The following is a 14,005-nucleotide window of genomic DNA, read 5'->3' as shown; positions in this document are numbered from 1 at the left end:
CGAAGTCAGTTCCCGATCGCAGCAGATCTCTCGATAAGCTGAAGTGCGCCCTCGACCACTTTGCCGACGGAGCCGGCGAGGGGCTGGATGGGCAATGGCGGTGCTCCGGGCTGAAGTCCGAGCTGATCCGCGATCAGATACATCACGCGCAGGCTGCCATGGGCGCGAAACAGCGACCAGAGCGGCTCGAAAGCGGCATTGGCAGCGTGAGTTGCGTCATGGTCGCCGGCGATCGCGGCGCGCGTCAAACGCAGGGCGGCGGCCGGCAGAAGGCCGGCGACGACGCTGTACCAGGCATCCGCGCCGGCGAGAAGCGCCGAGGCCGCGCCCCAATCGCCGCTATATCCGACGGTTATCCCGTGCTGGCAGGACGATCGCAGCAGACCGATTTCGCCTTCGAAGTTTCCGTCCGCGGGAAGCGGCATTTTGATCGCGGCGATGTTCGCCAATCTGGAGAGGCGCCCGATCAGCTCTGCCGAGAAGGTGAAATGGGTCGTGCTGGGATTGTTGTAGATGCAGATCGGCAGGCCGGATGTGGTCGAGACCGCTTCGAATTGGCCGAAGACCTCGTCCTGCGTGAGCGGTGTGTACGAGACCGGAGCCAGCAGCAGCCCGTCAGCTCCCATGCGCTCGGCATTTCCGGCGAGCTCCCGCACCCATGAGGTTCGCATGGCGCCGATGCCGGCAATTAACGGGACGCGGCCCGCGACGGTCTCGACGGCTGCTGCCAGCGCGCGCGATCGCTCGCTCCGCTCCAGATAGGCGTAGGTGCCGGTGCTGCCCAGCACGGCAATGGAATCGACCCCGGCCGCCACGAGCCGATCGAGCATGCGGGCAAAGGCTTCCGTATCAACCACGCCGTCGGCATCGGCCGGTGTCAGTGGAAAGGCTGAGAGTCCACGAAAGATCGAAGTTTCGGCCATGTTCTGCTCCGCTCGCTCATGGCTTGGTGCCGGATCGATTGGGGACGCGTGGCGAGGGCGGCCAGCATCATCCTGATCCGGTGACTGAGCTGGATCTATCTTGCTCGTCAACTCGCCAGTGCGCCGCGAACCAGGCTCGCGGCGAGCGCCAGCATCAAGACGCCGATCGCGATATCCAGGATGCGCCAGGCTGCCGGCCTGGCGAAGAGCGGCGCCAGGAAGCGAGCGCCGAACCCCAGCGATGCGAACCAGGCGAAGCTCGCGCTCGCCGCTCCGACCATGAATGGCGTGCGCTCGCTTGGAGGCAGGCTCGTCCCAACGGCGCCCATCAGCATGACGGTGTCGATGTAGACGTGCGGGTTGAGGAAGGTGAAGGCCGCGCTGCCTGCAAGCGCGGCACTGAGACTGACCGCCGCCTGCTGATCGACGATGAGCGCGGTTGGGCCGGCTGCCCGACGCAGGGCCGAGACGCCGTACCAGGTCAGGAAGGCGGCTCCGCCAAGGCCGAGAGCCAGCGACAATCCCGGAACAACCGCAAGCACGCTGCCCAGGCCGCTCACCCCCGCGACGATCAGGCAGGCATCGGCCGCCGCGCAGAAGAGGACGATGGGCCAAACATGCTCCCGCTTCAGCCCCTGGCGGAGGACGAACATGTTCTGGGCGCCGATGGCGACGATGAGGCCGGCGGAGAGGGCAAAGCCCTTGGCGAAGGCAGGCAGAAGAGCGCTGGTCATGCGGGCTTGATGCGCTTGGATATCGATGTAGTCTAACTAAATTCTCTTATGATGATTTAGGAAAACTAATGCTCGACTATCAAGCGCTGGCGGCAGTCGCCGCCGTCGCACGCGAAGGCAGTTTCGAGAAGGCGGCGGCAGCGCTGGGCGTTACGCCGTCGGCTGTCTCGCAACGTGTGAAAGGCCTAGAGGAACGGCTCGGAGCGATCCTGCTGACGAGAGGCACGCCCTGCCGCCCCACGGAGATCGGCGCCAAGCTCTGTGCCCATGTCGAGCAGGTCCGGCTCCTCGAAACCGAGGTCGTCGGCGCTCTGCCCGGCCTGACGGCTGGCCCGGAAACCGGCCCCTATGCGGTGCGGGTCGCGGTCAATGCGGATAGCGTCAGCACATGGTTCCCCAGGGCAGCAGCTCAATTCGCGACTGAAACCGGCGGCTTGCTCGATCTTGTCCTGGAGGACGAGGCCCATACCGCCGAGCGGCTTCGCACCGGCGATGTTCTGGCGGCGGTGACGGCCGACCCGGCTCCCGTCGTCGGCTGCAAGATTCATCCGCTCGGCATCGTCGAATACCTGGCGGTGGCCAGTCCGGCATTTGTGAGCAGCCATTTCTCGGCGGGCGTCGATGCAGGGAGCCTGCAGCGTGCTCCGATGATGCGCTTCGATCGTCGCGATGAATTGCAGTCGCGATGGGCGCGGGAGGCATGGGGAGCGACGATCTCGCCGCCCATTCATTGGACGCCATCGACCCAGGGCATGCTGGATATGACGCTTGCCGGGCTGGGATGGTCAATGGCCCCTGTGCCTCTCGCGAGCCCGCTGGTTGCCGCTGGTCGCCTGATCGAGCTGCCACCGCAAAAGCGGATCGGGGTTGCGCTGTACTGGCAGCGCACACGATTGGCGGCGCGGCTGCTCGACCAACTCACACAGGCGGTACGGACGGTTGCAGCGCAGGAGCTGGGACCCGCCGACAAGGCCGGACATTCAGGGAGATTCGACTGATGGCGGCGGCCATGCGGGGCAGGCGTTGGCTCGACCTGCGCTTGGAAGGCGGCCGGCACGGCGCGTGTTTGCAGCATGTCAAAGAAGAGGATCGCGCTGGCGGCTAAAACAAGGGCTCGATTGAACGGTCCATCGGAGCCGCACCATGCAGGCCACACCATATCGAGACGAGCGGCTTCCGCGCTACACCAGCTATCCGACAGCTCCGCACTTTCACGCAGAAGTGGACGGGCCGTCCTATGCGAAGTGGCTGAAGGCGCTTGCGGCGGGAACGACGACGTCTCTCTATCTGCATGTGCCGTTCTGCCGCTCGATGTGCTGGTATTGCGGTTGTCACACCACGGTGGCGCTGCGAAACGGCCCGATCATCGACTATCTCGCTGCGCTGCGCGGGGAAATCGCTCTGGTCGCCGAGCATTTGTCCGCACCGGTCGATGTGCGTCACGTCCATTTTGGCGGCGGCACGCCGACGATCCTCGAGCCGGCGGATTTCGTCGCGCTTGTCGGGCTGCTGCGCCAGCATTTCGCTGTTCATCCCGACGCCGAGATTGCGGTCGAAATCGATCCACGCCGCCTTGAGCCTGCGATGACGACCGCCCTGGCGGCGGCCGGCGTCAACCGCGCGAGCCTCGGGGTGCAGAGCTTCGACCCCGCCGTGCAGAAGGCGATCAACCGCATCCAGAGCGTCGAGCAGACCGCCGCCGTTGTCACGGGCTTGCGCGAGGCGGGAGTCCGCGCCGTCAGCTTTGACCTGATCTACGGCCTGCCGAAGCAGACGCTGCAATCCTGCCTCGACACCGTCGAGCAATGTCTGGCGATGCGGCCCGACCGCTTCTCGATCTTCGGCTACGCCCATGTGCCGGAATTCAAGAAGCACCAGCGCCGGATCGCCACTGAGGACCTGCCCGACGGGCAAGCGCGGCACGAGCAGGCGGAGGCGATGGCGCGTAGGCTCGCCGCGGCGGGCTATGTCCGCATCGGGCTCGATCATTTCGCCCGGCCGGACGACGCGATGGCCCGGGCGCTGCCGGAAGGCCGGCTCCACCGCAATTTCCAGGGCTACACCACCGATCCCTGCGAGGCGCTGATCGGCTTCGGGGCGTCGGCGATCGGGCGTTTGCCGCAGGGCTATGTCCAGAACGAGGTGGTCATCGGCCGCTATGCGGAGCGCATCGCCGACAATGTGCTGCCTACCGCCAGGGGTTATCGCCTGAGCGCCGAGGACCGCCTGCGGGCCGAACTGATCGAGCGCGTGATGTGCGATCTCGCGGTCGATATCGATGCAGTCTGCGCACGGCATCCGGTCGATCCGCAGGTCCTCGCTCCCGCGTTACGCGCCCTTGACCAGTTGGCGTCGGATGGCGTGATCGACTTCGACGGTAGCCGCGTGCTCCTCCCGGAGAATGCGCGCCTGTTCGTGCGCAAGGTGGCGTCGGTCTTCGATGCCCATGTCGAACAGTCGCCGCGCCGCTATAGCCGGGCCGTCTAGAGCATTTTCGATCAACCTCACCGTCATTGCGAGCGCAGCGAAGCAATCCAGGGGGACTGGGTTGAACGTCTCACCCAGTGCCCCTGGATTGCTTCGTCGCTCCGCTCCTCGCAATGACGGCTCGCGTGGTTCAATCTGATCGAAATCGGCTCAAAGCCGTTTCAGTCATCGTCGCCATGCCATTCGGCCGGCACTGGCGTCTCGACGCCGAGGTCCAGCAGGCCGATGGCGCGCCGAGCGATCTGGTCGATGATCTCCGCGACGTTGCGAGGCCGCAGATAGAAGGCCGGGACGGGTGGGGCGATGATGGCGCCATATTCCGTGACCTGCACCATGGCGCGCAGATGGCCGAGATGCAGCGGGCTTTCGCGCACCAGCAGCACCAGCCGGCGCCGTTCCTTGAGCTGGACGTCGGCGGCGCGCGCCAGCAGGTCGCCGAGCTGTCCGTAGGCGATGGCGCTGAGGCTGCGCATCGAGCAGGGCGCGACGATCATTCCGGCAGTGCGGAAGGAGCCGCTGGCGATGCTGGCGCCGATGTCGCGATGGTCATGGCAGCAGGAGGCCAGCGCTCGCGCTCGCGCCGGAGCGTCCGGGCCGATCTCGGTTGCGAGCGTCCGCTCCGCCGCCGGCGAGATCACCAGATGAGTCTCGATCAGGCGGGCTTCGGCCAGCAATTCCAGCACCCGGAGCCCGATCGCCGCGCCGGAGGCTCCGCTGATCCCGACGACGACGCGCACCGGCCGGTTCATCGAGAGCTTCCGGAAGCCGGCGTGAGCCCGAGCGAGGGCCAGAGCGTATCGATGCGGGCCATGACCTGCGGATCCATGGCCATCGGCCGGCCCCATTCCCGCTCGGTCTCCGGCGGCAGCTTGTTGGTGGCGTCGATGCCGAGCTTGCCGCCCAGGCCCGGCTTCGGCGAGGCGAAGTCGAGATAGTCGATCGGGGTATCGGAAAGCGTGACGAGATCGCGGCTCGCATCGGACCGGGTCGCGACCGCCCACATCACCTGCGCCCAGTCGCGCGGGTCGATGTCGCCATCGACGATAATGACGAGCTTTGTGTAGCTGAACTGCGGCAGCAGCGACCACAGGCCGAGCATCAGCCGCCGCGCCTGTCCCGGATAGCGTTTGGCGATGGCTACGACGGCGATTCGGTAGGAACAGGCCTCCGGCGGCAGCCAGACGTCGACCACCTCGGGAAACTGCCGCTGCAGCAGCGGCAGGAACAGGACATTGAGCGCCTCGCCGATGCGTGAGGGCTCGTCCGGCGCCCGGCCGGTGAAGGTCGAGAGATAGAGCGGCGCCCGTCGCATCGTCACCGCGGTCACGCGCATCACCGGGAAGGGCTCGACCGCATTGTAGTAGCCGGTATGGTCGCCGAACGGTCCTTCCGGCGCCGTCTCGTCAGGTGAGACCAGGCCCTCGATCACGATCTCGGCTTCGGCGGGGACGGCGAGCGGGATGCTGACGCAGGGGACCAGCGCCGGCCGCTCGCCGCGCAGCAGGCCGGAGAAGCGCAGCTCCGGGACGGTTTCCGGCAGCGGCAGCACGGCCGACAGGATCGTCGCCGGGTCGGCGCCGATCACGACCGCGACCGGCATGTCACGGCCGAGCCGGTGCCATTGCTGATGGTGGCGGGCGCCGCCGCGATGGGCCAGCCAGCGCAGGATGGCGCGGTCGCGGCCGAGCACCTGCATACGGTAGACGCCGAGATTGCCTTCATCATGGAGCGAAGGCTCGGGCGGCGCCGTCAGCACCAGCGGCCAGGTGATCAGCGGCGCAGCTTCGCCCGGCCAGCAGAGCTGGACCGGCAGCGCCGTCAGGTCGATCGCGTCGCCTCGGAAGATCCGCTCCTGCACCGGTGCGCGTCTGATCTCGCGCGGTCGCATCGACAGGGCGGCGCGGGCCAGCGGCAACGACTTCCACGCCTCCGCGAGTCCCCGCGGCGGTCGCGGTTCGCGCAGTTCGGCGAGCGTTCGGCCGAAGGCGGACAGGTTTTCGCGCTCGATCCCAAGGCCCCAGGCGACGCGTTCGACCGTGCCGAAGAGATTGGTCAGCAGCGGCATGGACGAAACCGAGCCGTCCGGCTGCAGGGGGCGTTCGAACAGCAGTGCCGGCCCCTCGTCCGCGATGACGCGCCGGTGGATCTCGGTGATCTCGTGGACGACGCTGACCGGCTCGGCGATACGCCTCAGCTGCCCGGCTGCATCAAGATGGGTGAGAAAGGCACTGAGATCGCGAAAGCGGGGCAGGGTGCGGATCGGCAAGGCAGGGGCTCCGGTTGCCGGACCATGGGCCGTTGCAATCGCGGCCGTCTTTGCGCCAGAGCAATGAGCGCTTCTCCTTCCAGCCTAGTCTCGGTTCTGGAGGTGATCGATGTCGGATCCACAGATGACCGAGCTACCGGCGATTCCGCCGGTGCTGCCGCCATGGCTGGCGCGCGCCGTCGCGCCATTGCCGCTTGCGCCGCTGCAGCCGGCGCTGGCGCTGATGCTCGCTCGGATCGGCAGATTGCACCCCGATCTTTACGGCCGCCTCGGGGAGCATGCGAACAAGCGCTTCGGCATCGATCCGACCGACCTGCCGTTCGCCTTCGTCCTCGAGCCGAAGCCGCGCCATCCGCGGGTCCGGGCTGTGCGGACTCTTCCGGCCGGTCTCGACGCCAGCATCCGCGGGCCGCTGGCGGGGCTCGTCGGCATGGCGGAGGGCACGCTCGACGGCGATGCGCTGTTCTTCTCGCGCGTGCTCTGGGTCGAGGGCGATGTCGCCGCTGCGCTCGCCCTGCGCAATGCGATCGACGATGCGCGGATCGATTTCGGAGCCGTGCTCTTCGGCCACCTCGGCCCGCTGGGCCGACGGCTGAGCGAGACTGTTCGCAGACAGCTGCAATCGCTACCCGCCGCCTCAGGAGGCCGGACGTGGAGCTGATCTGCCCGGCCGGGACGCCGGCTAGTCTCGAAGCTGCCGTCGAGGCGGGAGCGGACGCGGTCTATTGCGGCTTTCGCGACGAGACCAATGCCCGCAATTTCCCCGGCCTCAATTTCTCGCGTGACGAACTGCGCAAGGGCATCGCTTTCGCCCATCGGCATGGCGTCAAGGTGCTGGTCGCGATCAACACTTTCGCGCGTGCCGGCGCGTTCGGGCTCTGGCAAGCGGCGATCGACGACGCCGTGGCGGCCGGGGCCGACGCCTTGATCCTGGCCGATCTTGCGACGCTCGACTATGCGCATCGCCGGCATCCCGGCCAGAGGCTCCATGTCTCGGTGCAGGCCGGCGCGGCCAATCCCGACGCGATCCGCTTCTATGCCGAGAGCTTCGGCGCGCGCCGCGTCGTGCTGCCGCGCGTGCTCAACGTGATGGAGATCGCCTCGATCGTGCGGGAGAGCCCCTGCGAGACGGAGGTCTTCGTCTTCGGCGGGCTGTGCGTGATGGAGGAGGGGCGTTGCTCGCTCTCCTCCTACGCCACCGGCCAGTCGCCGAACATGAACGGTGTCTGTTCTCCGGCAAGCCACGTTGCCTATGCCGAGCGTGACGGGCGCATCGTCTCCACCCTGGGCGGTTTCACCATCAACAGCTTCGGCAAGGACGAGCCGGCGGGTTATCCAACCCTGTGCAAGGGCCGCTTCGCCACGCCCAAGGGCTCCGGCTACATCTTCGAGGAGCCCGTCAGCCTGGATGCCGCCGTGATGCTGCCGGCGCTGCGCGATGCGGGGGTGACCGCATTCAAGATCGAGGGCCGCCAGCGCGGCCGGGCCTACATCGCGGGGGTGGTGCGCTCCTTCCGCAAGATTCTTGCCGCGATCGACGAGGGGCGCAGCCCGCCTGCAGCTGGCCTTGCGGCCATGGCGGAAGGGCAGACGAGCACGGTCGGCGCCTATCGCAAGGGCTGGCGCTAGCACGCGAAGAAGAAGGAACAGGCGATGCAGCTCACCCTCGGCCCCGTCCTCTATCACTGGTCGCCGGAGCGCTGGCGCGATTTCTACTATCGGATCGCGGATGAGGCGCCTGTCGACACTGTCGTGGTCGGCGAAGCCGTCTGTTCGAAGCGGGCGCCCTTCAAGCAGGACCACATCCCCGCCGTGGTCGAGCGGCTGGAGGCGGCGGGCAAGCGGGTGCTGCATTCCAGCCTGATCCTGGTCTCGCTGCCGCGCGAGCGCCGCCAGACCCGCGAGCTAATGCAGGCCGATGAAGCCGAGGTCGAAATCAATGATCTGACCTGCCTCGCCGCATTGTCGCGGAAGCCGTTTTCGGTCGGCCCCTTCGTCAATGTCTATAACGAGACGGCGGCCGGCTTTCTGGTGGAGCGTGGCGCGACGCGCATCTGCCTGCCGCCGGAACTCCCGTTGCCTGCGGTCGCGACCATCGCTGCCGCTCTGCCGCAGGTCGCGACCGAAGTCTTCGCCTTCGGCAAGGTGCCTTTGGCGATCTCGGCGCGCTGCTACCATGCGCGCGCCCACAAGCTGACCAAGGACAATTGTCGCTTCGTCTGCGAGCAGGATCCCGACGGCATGCCCGTCAAGACGCTCGACGGCGCCGGATTTCTCTCGGTCAACGGGGTGCAGACCCTGTCGCATAGCTGTGCCAGCCTGTTGCGCGACGTCCCCTCATTGCGCCGCGCGGGTGTCGCTTCTCTGCGCCTCTCGCCGCAGGGCTGCGACATGGTCGCGGTCGCGCAATTGTTCCGCGACGCCGTCGACGAGCGGCTCGACCCGGAAGAAGCCGAGAGGCGGTTGGGCGAGATCTATCCGGACGTGCCGCTGGCCAATGGCTTCCTGCATGCGGCCCCCGGCCACACGCGTGTGGGAGCGGAAATCTAGGCGCAATGCGTTGAACCCCGTCTAAAGACGAAAGGAGCCGGTCGTGATTGATGGGCAGGGCAGGGGAGCGAGCAACGCTCATGAACCTAGCGCTCCGCCGACATCGGCGAGCGAGCTGATCGGCCGGCTGCGAAGGGTGCTGCGACCCGAGGAGCTGAATTGCACCTGTCGGGAGACGCTCGACGGTGCGCTCGATCGCTTCGACCAGCTCGAACGCCGGCGCGAATGGCGTCGGCAGCTCGCAACCGCGCGCGATCACAAGGAGCGGATTTCCGCGCTGCTTGTGTTCCTCTCGGAACTCGATGCGCTGAGCGAGGCCGAGAGCGATCGCAGCGTCTTCGAGGAACTGGCGCTCCTCTTCATCGAGATCGGGCGCAGCGCCGAAGCGGGTGCGGCCGCCTTGCGCGAATTGTGACCCCGGTTTCGGGAAGCCTGTCCCAATCCATTCCGGATTTGCGTTTTCGCAAATTGTCGCCGGTCGCAGGCCGCTAGTGTTGCGGTGCAGCGAGAGATTGATGAGCTCGCTGCGGTGATGGAGAAGACAGATGTTCAGGACCATTCTGGCCGGCGCGCTGATGGCGCTGGCGGCCGCCGGGGCGAATGCCGCGGAAGTCGAGGTCAAGATGCTCAATAAGGGCGCCGCCGGAGTCATGGTGTTCGAGCCGGCGCTGGTGAAGATCGCACCCGGCGACACGGTGAAGTTCGTTCCGACCGACAAGAGCCACAATGCGGAGAGCATTCCGGAGATACTGCCGACGGGTGCAGAGCCTTTTGCAGGCAAGATGAACGAGCAGGTCGACGTGACCTTCAAGGAGGCCGGTGTCTACGGCGTTCGCTGCAAGCCACACTACGGCATGGGGATGGTGGCGCTGATCGTGGTCGGGGAGCCGACCAATCTCGATGCCGCCGGTGCCGGCGCTGCCAAGGCTCCCGGCAAGGCGAAGCAGGTCTTCGCCGACCTCATTGCCAAGGCGGGTCAGGTCGCCAAGGCGCAGTAACCTAGAGCGTGCAGTGTTTTGACGGAACCACCACCGTCATTCCGGGGCGAGCGCGCAGCGCTCGAGCCCGGAACCCAGAACCGATGCCGGTCACCCGAAAGGCGAACAGGGCGGGGAGCCCACTTGTCGCAGCACAGCGGTTCTGGGTTCCGGGCTCGGACCTCCGGTCCGCCCCGGAATGACGGCGGTGGTTCCGTTAAAAAGAAGTAAGCTCTGGAATACCTAACGATCGGGCGCGGCCGGACGAAACCGGCCGCGGGAGGACGGTTCCGATGGCACCCATACCGAGGTTGCGCGCTTATGAGGGGCCCGCTTTGCTGTCCTATGGCTTCCGGCCATTCTTTCTTCTGGCTGCCCTGCAGGCCGGGCTGACGGTGCTGGTGTGGTTGCTGATCGTCACCGGCCATCTCGCCATGCCGACGTCCTTCACGCCAGTGGATTGGCACGTCCACGAGATGCTCTTCGGCTATCAGGCGGCAGCGGTCGCCGGCTTCCTGCTGACTGCCATCCCGAATTGGACCGGCCGGCTCCCCGTGCAGGGAACGCCGCTGCTCGTACTTGTTCTGGCCTGGCTCGCAGGCCGGGTCGCGGTCGCGCTTTCGGCCGTGATCGGCTGGCGCCTGGCCATGGCTCTCGACGCTCTCTTTCTCCTCCTGCTCGCCGGTGCGGCCGCGCGCGAGATCGTGGCGGGGCGCAACTGGCGCAATCTCAAGGTCGTGGTGCTGATCGGGCTGCTGCTGATGGCCAACCTGGCCTTCCATCTGGAGGCCGGGCTGGCCGGAAGCGCGGATTTCGCCCGTCGTTTCGCCATCGCCGTCGTGCTCTTGCTGGTCGCGTTGATTGCGGGGCGCATCGTGCCGAGCTTCACGCGCAATTGGCTGGCGCAGCGTCAGCAGGGGCGGATGCCGGTTCCCTTCGGGTGCTACGACAAGGTTGTTCTGGCGGCGAGTGCCGCTGCCCTCGGTCTTTGGGTGGCTCTGCCTGATGCTCACGCAACCGGCGTGGCATTGGCGGTCGCTTCCGGGCTTCACCTCTTCAGGCTGGCCCGTTGGGCGGGCGAGCGCACCTGGCGCAACCCCCTGCTCGTCATCCTGCACATCGGCTACCTCTTCGTGCCACTGGGCTTCGCGCTGACGGCTGCCGCGAGCCTTGGTTTCGTGACGCCTGCCGCCGGCCTCCATGCCTGGACCGCCGGCGCCTTCGGCACCATGACGCTCGCCGTAATGTCGCGCGCCAGCCTCGGCCACACAGGCCGCCCCCTCGTCGCCACAGCCGCGACCCAGCTCTGCTATGGGCTCGTCGTCATCGGCACCGTGGCGCGGATCTGCTCGGCGCTCGGCCATGGTCCGGTCGCGCTGCTGCATGTCGCCGGGCTGAGCTGGTCGCTGGCGTTTCTGATCTTTGCGGCGGACTACTGGCAGGTGTTGACCGGTTCACGCCTCGCCCCGAAGGCGACGCCCGCCGCGCAGCGGGCCTGACCGAGCCGCATTCGACAAAAACTGCAACGCGCAGGAATTGCTTATTTCGCGTTTTCCGCGAGGCGCTTCAGGGCGGGAGCATCGCAAACCACGAGCTTCTGCCGGCCGCCTTCGACCAAGCCCTGCGTCTCCCAGGCGCTGAGGATGCGCGATACCGTATGCAGGGTGGTGCCGGTCATTTCGGCGATGTCGCGCCGGGAAATCGGGAAATCGACGCGCACGCCGGTTTCGTCGCGTTTTCCGGCCTGCTCGACCAGCCTCAGCACGGCGTGAGCGACCCGGCGCTCGACTTCCTCCGTCGACATCTCACGGATGCGGGTATGGGCTTCGTCGAGGCGCTGGCCGATGGTCCGAATGGCGTTCATCGCCAGATGCGGATTGTCCTCGACGAAGCTGTCCCAGGATTCGCTCGGCCATGCTGCGACGAGGCTGTCGACGGCCGCTGTCGCGGTTCCCGGGTAGTCGGGGCGGCTGAGTGCGCGCGTAAAGCCGAACAGGTCGCCGGGATGGACGACTCGCACGATGATCTGCTGACCGTCACGCGTCACCTGCGTCACCTTCAGCCGGCCATGCAGCAGCAGATAGAATGCCTTTGCCGGGTCGCCCTGCTCGAAAACCGCTTCGCCCTGGGGGATTCGCCGCGCACTGGCCTGCGCGGTCATGCGGTCGAGCTGCGCGTCGCTCATGGCCGCGAAGAGCGGGATGCTGCGCAGCACGCTGCGATCCATTGCCACGATGCTGTCTTCCTACGGCCGGTTTGAAAAGGGCCCGCGCCCTGCCGTTACGCAGGCGGGATGCAGGATAAGACCGTAATCGCGGTGGGCGTTCAAGTGCGTCACGATACCCCGGTCAGCGCAATCCTGGCGCCTGCCAGCAAGCAGACGAGGGCGGCATAGCCGATGAGTGCGCCGGCCAGTGCCGGGCTCTCGCGTTGCAGGCGCATGAACCCCAGCACCACGAGCATCGCCTTCGTCAGACTCAGGGCAGCGATCGCAGGGCCACGAAGCCCCGCCGGCAGAACGGACGCTGCGAGCAGGCTCAAGCCCGTCGCGACGAACAGGCCGGCGAGGACGGCCGGAAGGGGGAGGGTGCGGGGGGAACGCATCTCAGCCGAGATAGATGACGGGAAGGATCAGGAGCCAGACGAGGTCGACCAGGTGCCAGACCGTCGCGACGGCGGCGACATGGCGCGGCGTCGGCCGCCAGGCGACGAGCAGCAGCAACCCGGCGACGAACGCGACATGGGCGAAGTGGAAGCCGACAACGAGCATATAGAGCTCGGGAAGGCGTCCTTCCGTCGCGGCGAGCACCGGAAGCTCACGCGCGAACGCTGCGATCTTGAGCGCGCAGAAGGTGAAGCCTCCTAAAGCCGCGGCAACGAGATTGCGGCGTGGATGATGTCCAGAGGCAGCACGAGCTGCGAAGAACCCGCTGGAGACAAGCACGACCGTGGCAATCCCGGCGAGGGTGAGGTCGAGTTCGCCGCGCAAGGCGGCCAGTGCCGGCGGATCGATCATTCCCAACAGCAGGAAGGCGCCGAGCAGCGCGCCGAAGACGATGAGCTCGCTCCAGATCAGGATCCAGAGCAGGAGCTCGATGCCATTCCCGGTTTCCGGCTGGGCGACGCCCAAGCCGCTGCGTATGGCGACGTTCATGCCGGCAGAAGCCCGCGCAACCGGTCGCGCCAGCCCTGTTCCCGGACCAGGCGGAAGCCGAGATTGTCGGGCGGGGTCGCCACGGAGCAGCCGCCGGCCTTGGGGTTGCGGATGAAGAAGCTCATCGGCGCGCGGTGCTGCCCCTCGACGACATAGATGCCGCAATTGCTGGTCTCGCCGAGCGTGCGGCCGGCCGCGTCGAGCGCGACGCGGCGCTGGCAAGTCTGCGTCCATTCCCAGATGTTGCCGGCGATGTCGTGGATGCCGTGCTCGTTGGCGCCGAAGCTGCCGACCGGGCGAGGCGCCGGATCGTTCGCCGCCTTGCGGTTGGCCTCGCGTTCGTAGTCGGCGAGCCAGCGCAATGCCGGATTGGTCTCGCCACCGTCCAGGCCGCGCGCATCGTCGACGAAGCGCGAGCCGGCGGCATGCGCCCATTCAAGATCGGTCGGCAGGCGCCAGACGGTCCCCGTCTCGCGCGACAGCCAATTGGCATAATCGGTGGCATCGACATGGCTGACGCCGGTCACCGGCAGGTCGCCGCGCGACGCGGGCTGATCGAGGCGCTTGCAGGCGCCGGCCCCGACGCAGCGCGTATAGTCGGCGGCCGTGACCTGATAGCGCATGATCTCGAGGGGCTGCCTGATCCGGACGGTGCTGCGCGGGGCGTCGACCGGGCGGCTGGCGCGGCTGTATTCGCCGTCAATCCGGTGCAAGAGCGTGGCCGGCGGCACGACAGCCGTCTGCGGTAGGGGGAAAGCCGGTGCAGTGCGATGCGCGGGGCCGGCCACCAGAAGGGCCACGGCACCTGCCATGAACAGGAGCCCGAGAGAGGTCGTCAGCCTCGGCAGCGAGAGATGCAGCGTCGTAACCATGGCGGAAGCCCATGAGAGCATTTTCGAGCGAAGTGGACACCG

16 protein-coding genes are annotated in these 14,005 nt (G+C 67.1%); 8 read left to right on the top strand and 8 right to left on the bottom strand.

Annotated elements, in window-relative coordinates; genetic code table 11:
* Positions 1-5: 5 nt before the first annotated feature.
* Positions 6-923: a dihydrodipicolinate synthase family protein gene (locus FQV39_RS06995; RefSeq protein ID WP_149129634.1), complete on the bottom strand. Its 918-nt coding sequence runs from the start codon at positions 921-923 to the stop codon at positions 6-8.
* A gap of 107 nt (positions 924-1,030) precedes the next feature.
* Positions 1,031-1,657 (bottom strand): LysE/ArgO family amino acid transporter, encoded by a 627-nt coding sequence (locus FQV39_RS06990; RefSeq protein WP_149129633.1) that lies wholly within the window; start codon positions 1,655-1,657, stop codon positions 1,031-1,033.
* 68 nt (positions 1,658-1,725) lie between these two features.
* Between FQV39_RS06990 and FQV39_RS06985 the strand changes: the two genes are divergently transcribed.
* Both FQV39_RS06985 and hemN read left to right on the top strand, forming a co-directional pair.
* The gene (locus tag FQV39_RS06985; RefSeq protein ID WP_149129632.1) at positions 1,726-2,655 is read left to right on the top strand and encodes a LysR family transcriptional regulator ArgP; all 930 of its coding nucleotides are present in this window, start codon (positions 1,726-1,728) and stop codon (positions 2,653-2,655) included.
* Between the two features lie 145 nt (positions 2,656-2,800).
* On the top strand, positions 2,801-4,144 hold the full coding sequence (gene hemN, locus FQV39_RS06980; RefSeq protein ID WP_149129631.1) for an oxygen-independent coproporphyrinogen III oxidase: 1,344 nt from the start codon (positions 2,801-2,803) through the stop codon (positions 4,142-4,144).
* Positions 4,145-4,305: 161 nt separating this feature from the next.
* Here the strand turns inward: hemN and FQV39_RS06975 are convergent, their stop codons facing one another.
* Both FQV39_RS06975 and FQV39_RS06970 read right to left on the bottom strand, forming a co-directional pair.
* Entirely contained in the window at positions 4,306-4,893 is a 588-nt protein-coding gene (locus FQV39_RS06975; RefSeq protein WP_149129630.1) for a UbiX family flavin prenyltransferase, read from the bottom strand.
* Positions 4,890-6,410 (bottom strand): UbiD family decarboxylase, encoded by a 1,521-nt coding sequence (locus FQV39_RS06970; protein WP_149129629.1) that lies wholly within the window; start codon positions 6,408-6,410, stop codon positions 4,890-4,892. Before FQV39_RS06970 ends, FQV39_RS06975 begins: the two co-directional genes overlap by 4 nt.
* A 124-nt stretch (positions 6,411-6,534) precedes the next feature.
* Here FQV39_RS06970 and ubiT point away from each other — a divergent pair, with 124 nt between their 5' ends.
* The 6 genes from ubiT to FQV39_RS06940 all read left to right on the top strand — a co-directional run bounded on the left by ubiT (position 6,535) and on the right by FQV39_RS06940 (position 11,436).
* Complete coding sequence (gene ubiT, locus FQV39_RS06965) at positions 6,535-7,071, top strand: ubiquinone anaerobic biosynthesis accessory factor UbiT (RefSeq protein WP_149129628.1); 537 nt, start codon at positions 6,535-6,537, stop codon at positions 7,069-7,071.
* Positions 7,062-8,039, top strand: a complete 978-nt coding sequence (gene ubiU, locus FQV39_RS06960) for a ubiquinone anaerobic biosynthesis protein UbiU (protein ID WP_149129627.1) — start codon at positions 7,062-7,064, stop codon at positions 8,037-8,039. The genes ubiT and ubiU overlap by 10 nt, the downstream gene beginning before the upstream one ends.
* Before the next feature lie 24 nt (positions 8,040-8,063).
* Positions 8,064-8,960 (top strand): ubiquinone anaerobic biosynthesis protein UbiV, encoded by an 897-nt coding sequence (gene ubiV / locus FQV39_RS06955; protein ID WP_149129626.1) that lies wholly within the window; start codon positions 8,064-8,066, stop codon positions 8,958-8,960.
* Between the two features lie 43 nt (positions 8,961-9,003).
* The gene (locus tag FQV39_RS06950; protein ID WP_248313275.1) at positions 9,004-9,375 is read left to right on the top strand and encodes a hypothetical protein; all 372 of its coding nucleotides are present in this window, start codon (positions 9,004-9,006) and stop codon (positions 9,373-9,375) included.
* 130 nt (positions 9,376-9,505) lie between these two features.
* Positions 9,506-9,958 (top strand): pseudoazurin, encoded by a 453-nt coding sequence (locus FQV39_RS06945; RefSeq protein ID WP_149129625.1) that lies wholly within the window; start codon positions 9,506-9,508, stop codon positions 9,956-9,958.
* A gap of 272 nt (positions 9,959-10,230) precedes the next feature.
* A complete protein-coding gene (locus tag FQV39_RS06940) occupies positions 10,231-11,436 on the top strand; it encodes an NnrS family protein (RefSeq protein ID WP_149129624.1) in 1,206 nt (401 codons plus the stop codon).
* Positions 11,437-11,477: 41 nt separating this feature from the next.
* Here FQV39_RS06940 and FQV39_RS06935 read toward each other — a convergent pair whose 3' ends face one another.
* The 4 genes from FQV39_RS06935 to FQV39_RS06920 form a co-directional block, all read right to left on the bottom strand.
* Positions 11,478-12,170, bottom strand: a complete 693-nt coding sequence (locus FQV39_RS06935; protein WP_248313274.1) for a Crp/Fnr family transcriptional regulator — start codon at positions 12,168-12,170, stop codon at positions 11,478-11,480.
* 101 nt (positions 12,171-12,271) lie between these two features.
* Complete coding sequence (locus FQV39_RS06930) at positions 12,272-12,541, bottom strand: cytochrome C oxidase subunit IV family protein (RefSeq protein WP_149129623.1); 270 nt, start codon at positions 12,539-12,541, stop codon at positions 12,272-12,274.
* A gap of 1 nt (position 12,542) precedes the next feature.
* On the bottom strand, positions 12,543-13,091 hold the full coding sequence (locus tag FQV39_RS06925) for a cytochrome c oxidase subunit 3 family protein (protein ID WP_248313273.1): 549 nt from the start codon (positions 13,089-13,091) through the stop codon (positions 12,543-12,545).
* Positions 13,088-13,984, bottom strand: coding sequence for an SUMF1/EgtB/PvdO family nonheme iron enzyme (locus FQV39_RS06920; RefSeq protein ID WP_149129622.1), 897 nt, complete (start codon positions 13,982-13,984; stop codon positions 13,088-13,090). Before FQV39_RS06920 ends, FQV39_RS06925 begins: the two co-directional genes overlap by 4 nt.
* Positions 13,985-14,005 lie beyond the last annotated feature (21 nt).

The organism is Bosea sp. F3-2 (assembly GCF_008253865.1).
GTDB lineage: Bacteria > Pseudomonadota > Alphaproteobacteria > Rhizobiales > Beijerinckiaceae > Allobosea.
Note: the sequence above shows the minus strand (reverse complement) of the source record. Positions and strands in the feature narration are given on the sequence as shown.

Coding starts and splice junctions, on each gene's coding strand:
- FQV39_RS06945 (WP_149129625.1), top strand. CDS start 9,506: ATGTTCAGGACCATTCTGGCCGGCGCGCTGATGGCGCTGGCGGCCGCC.
- FQV39_RS06975 (WP_149129630.1), bottom strand. CDS start 4,893: ATGAACCGGCCGGTGCGCGTCGTCGTCGGGATCAGCGGAGCCTCCGGC.
- FQV39_RS06930 (WP_149129623.1), bottom strand. CDS start 12,541: ATGCGTTCCCCCCGCACCCTCCCCCTTCCGGCCGTCCTCGCCGGCCTG.
- ubiT (WP_149129628.1), top strand. CDS start 6,535: ATGACCGAGCTACCGGCGATTCCGCCGGTGCTGCCGCCATGGCTGGCG.
- hemN (WP_149129631.1), top strand. CDS start 2,801: ATGCAGGCCACACCATATCGAGACGAGCGGCTTCCGCGCTACACCAGC.
- FQV39_RS06920 (WP_149129622.1), bottom strand. CDS start 13,984: ATGCTCTCATGGGCTTCCGCCATGGTTACGACGCTGCATCTCTCGCTG.
- ubiV (WP_149129626.1), top strand. CDS start 8,064: ATGCAGCTCACCCTCGGCCCCGTCCTCTATCACTGGTCGCCGGAGCGC.
- FQV39_RS06995 (WP_149129634.1), bottom strand. CDS start 923: ATGGCCGAAACTTCGATCTTTCGTGGACTCTCAGCCTTTCCACTGACA.
- FQV39_RS06925 (WP_248313273.1), bottom strand. CDS start 13,091: ATGAACGTCGCCATACGCAGCGGCTTGGGCGTCGCCCAGCCGGAAACC.
- FQV39_RS06990 (WP_149129633.1), bottom strand. CDS start 1,657: ATGACCAGCGCTCTTCTGCCTGCCTTCGCCAAGGGCTTTGCCCTCTCC.
- FQV39_RS06985 (WP_149129632.1), top strand. CDS start 1,726: ATGCTCGACTATCAAGCGCTGGCGGCAGTCGCCGCCGTCGCACGCGAA.
- FQV39_RS06940 (WP_149129624.1), top strand. CDS start 10,231: ATGGCACCCATACCGAGGTTGCGCGCTTATGAGGGGCCCGCTTTGCTG.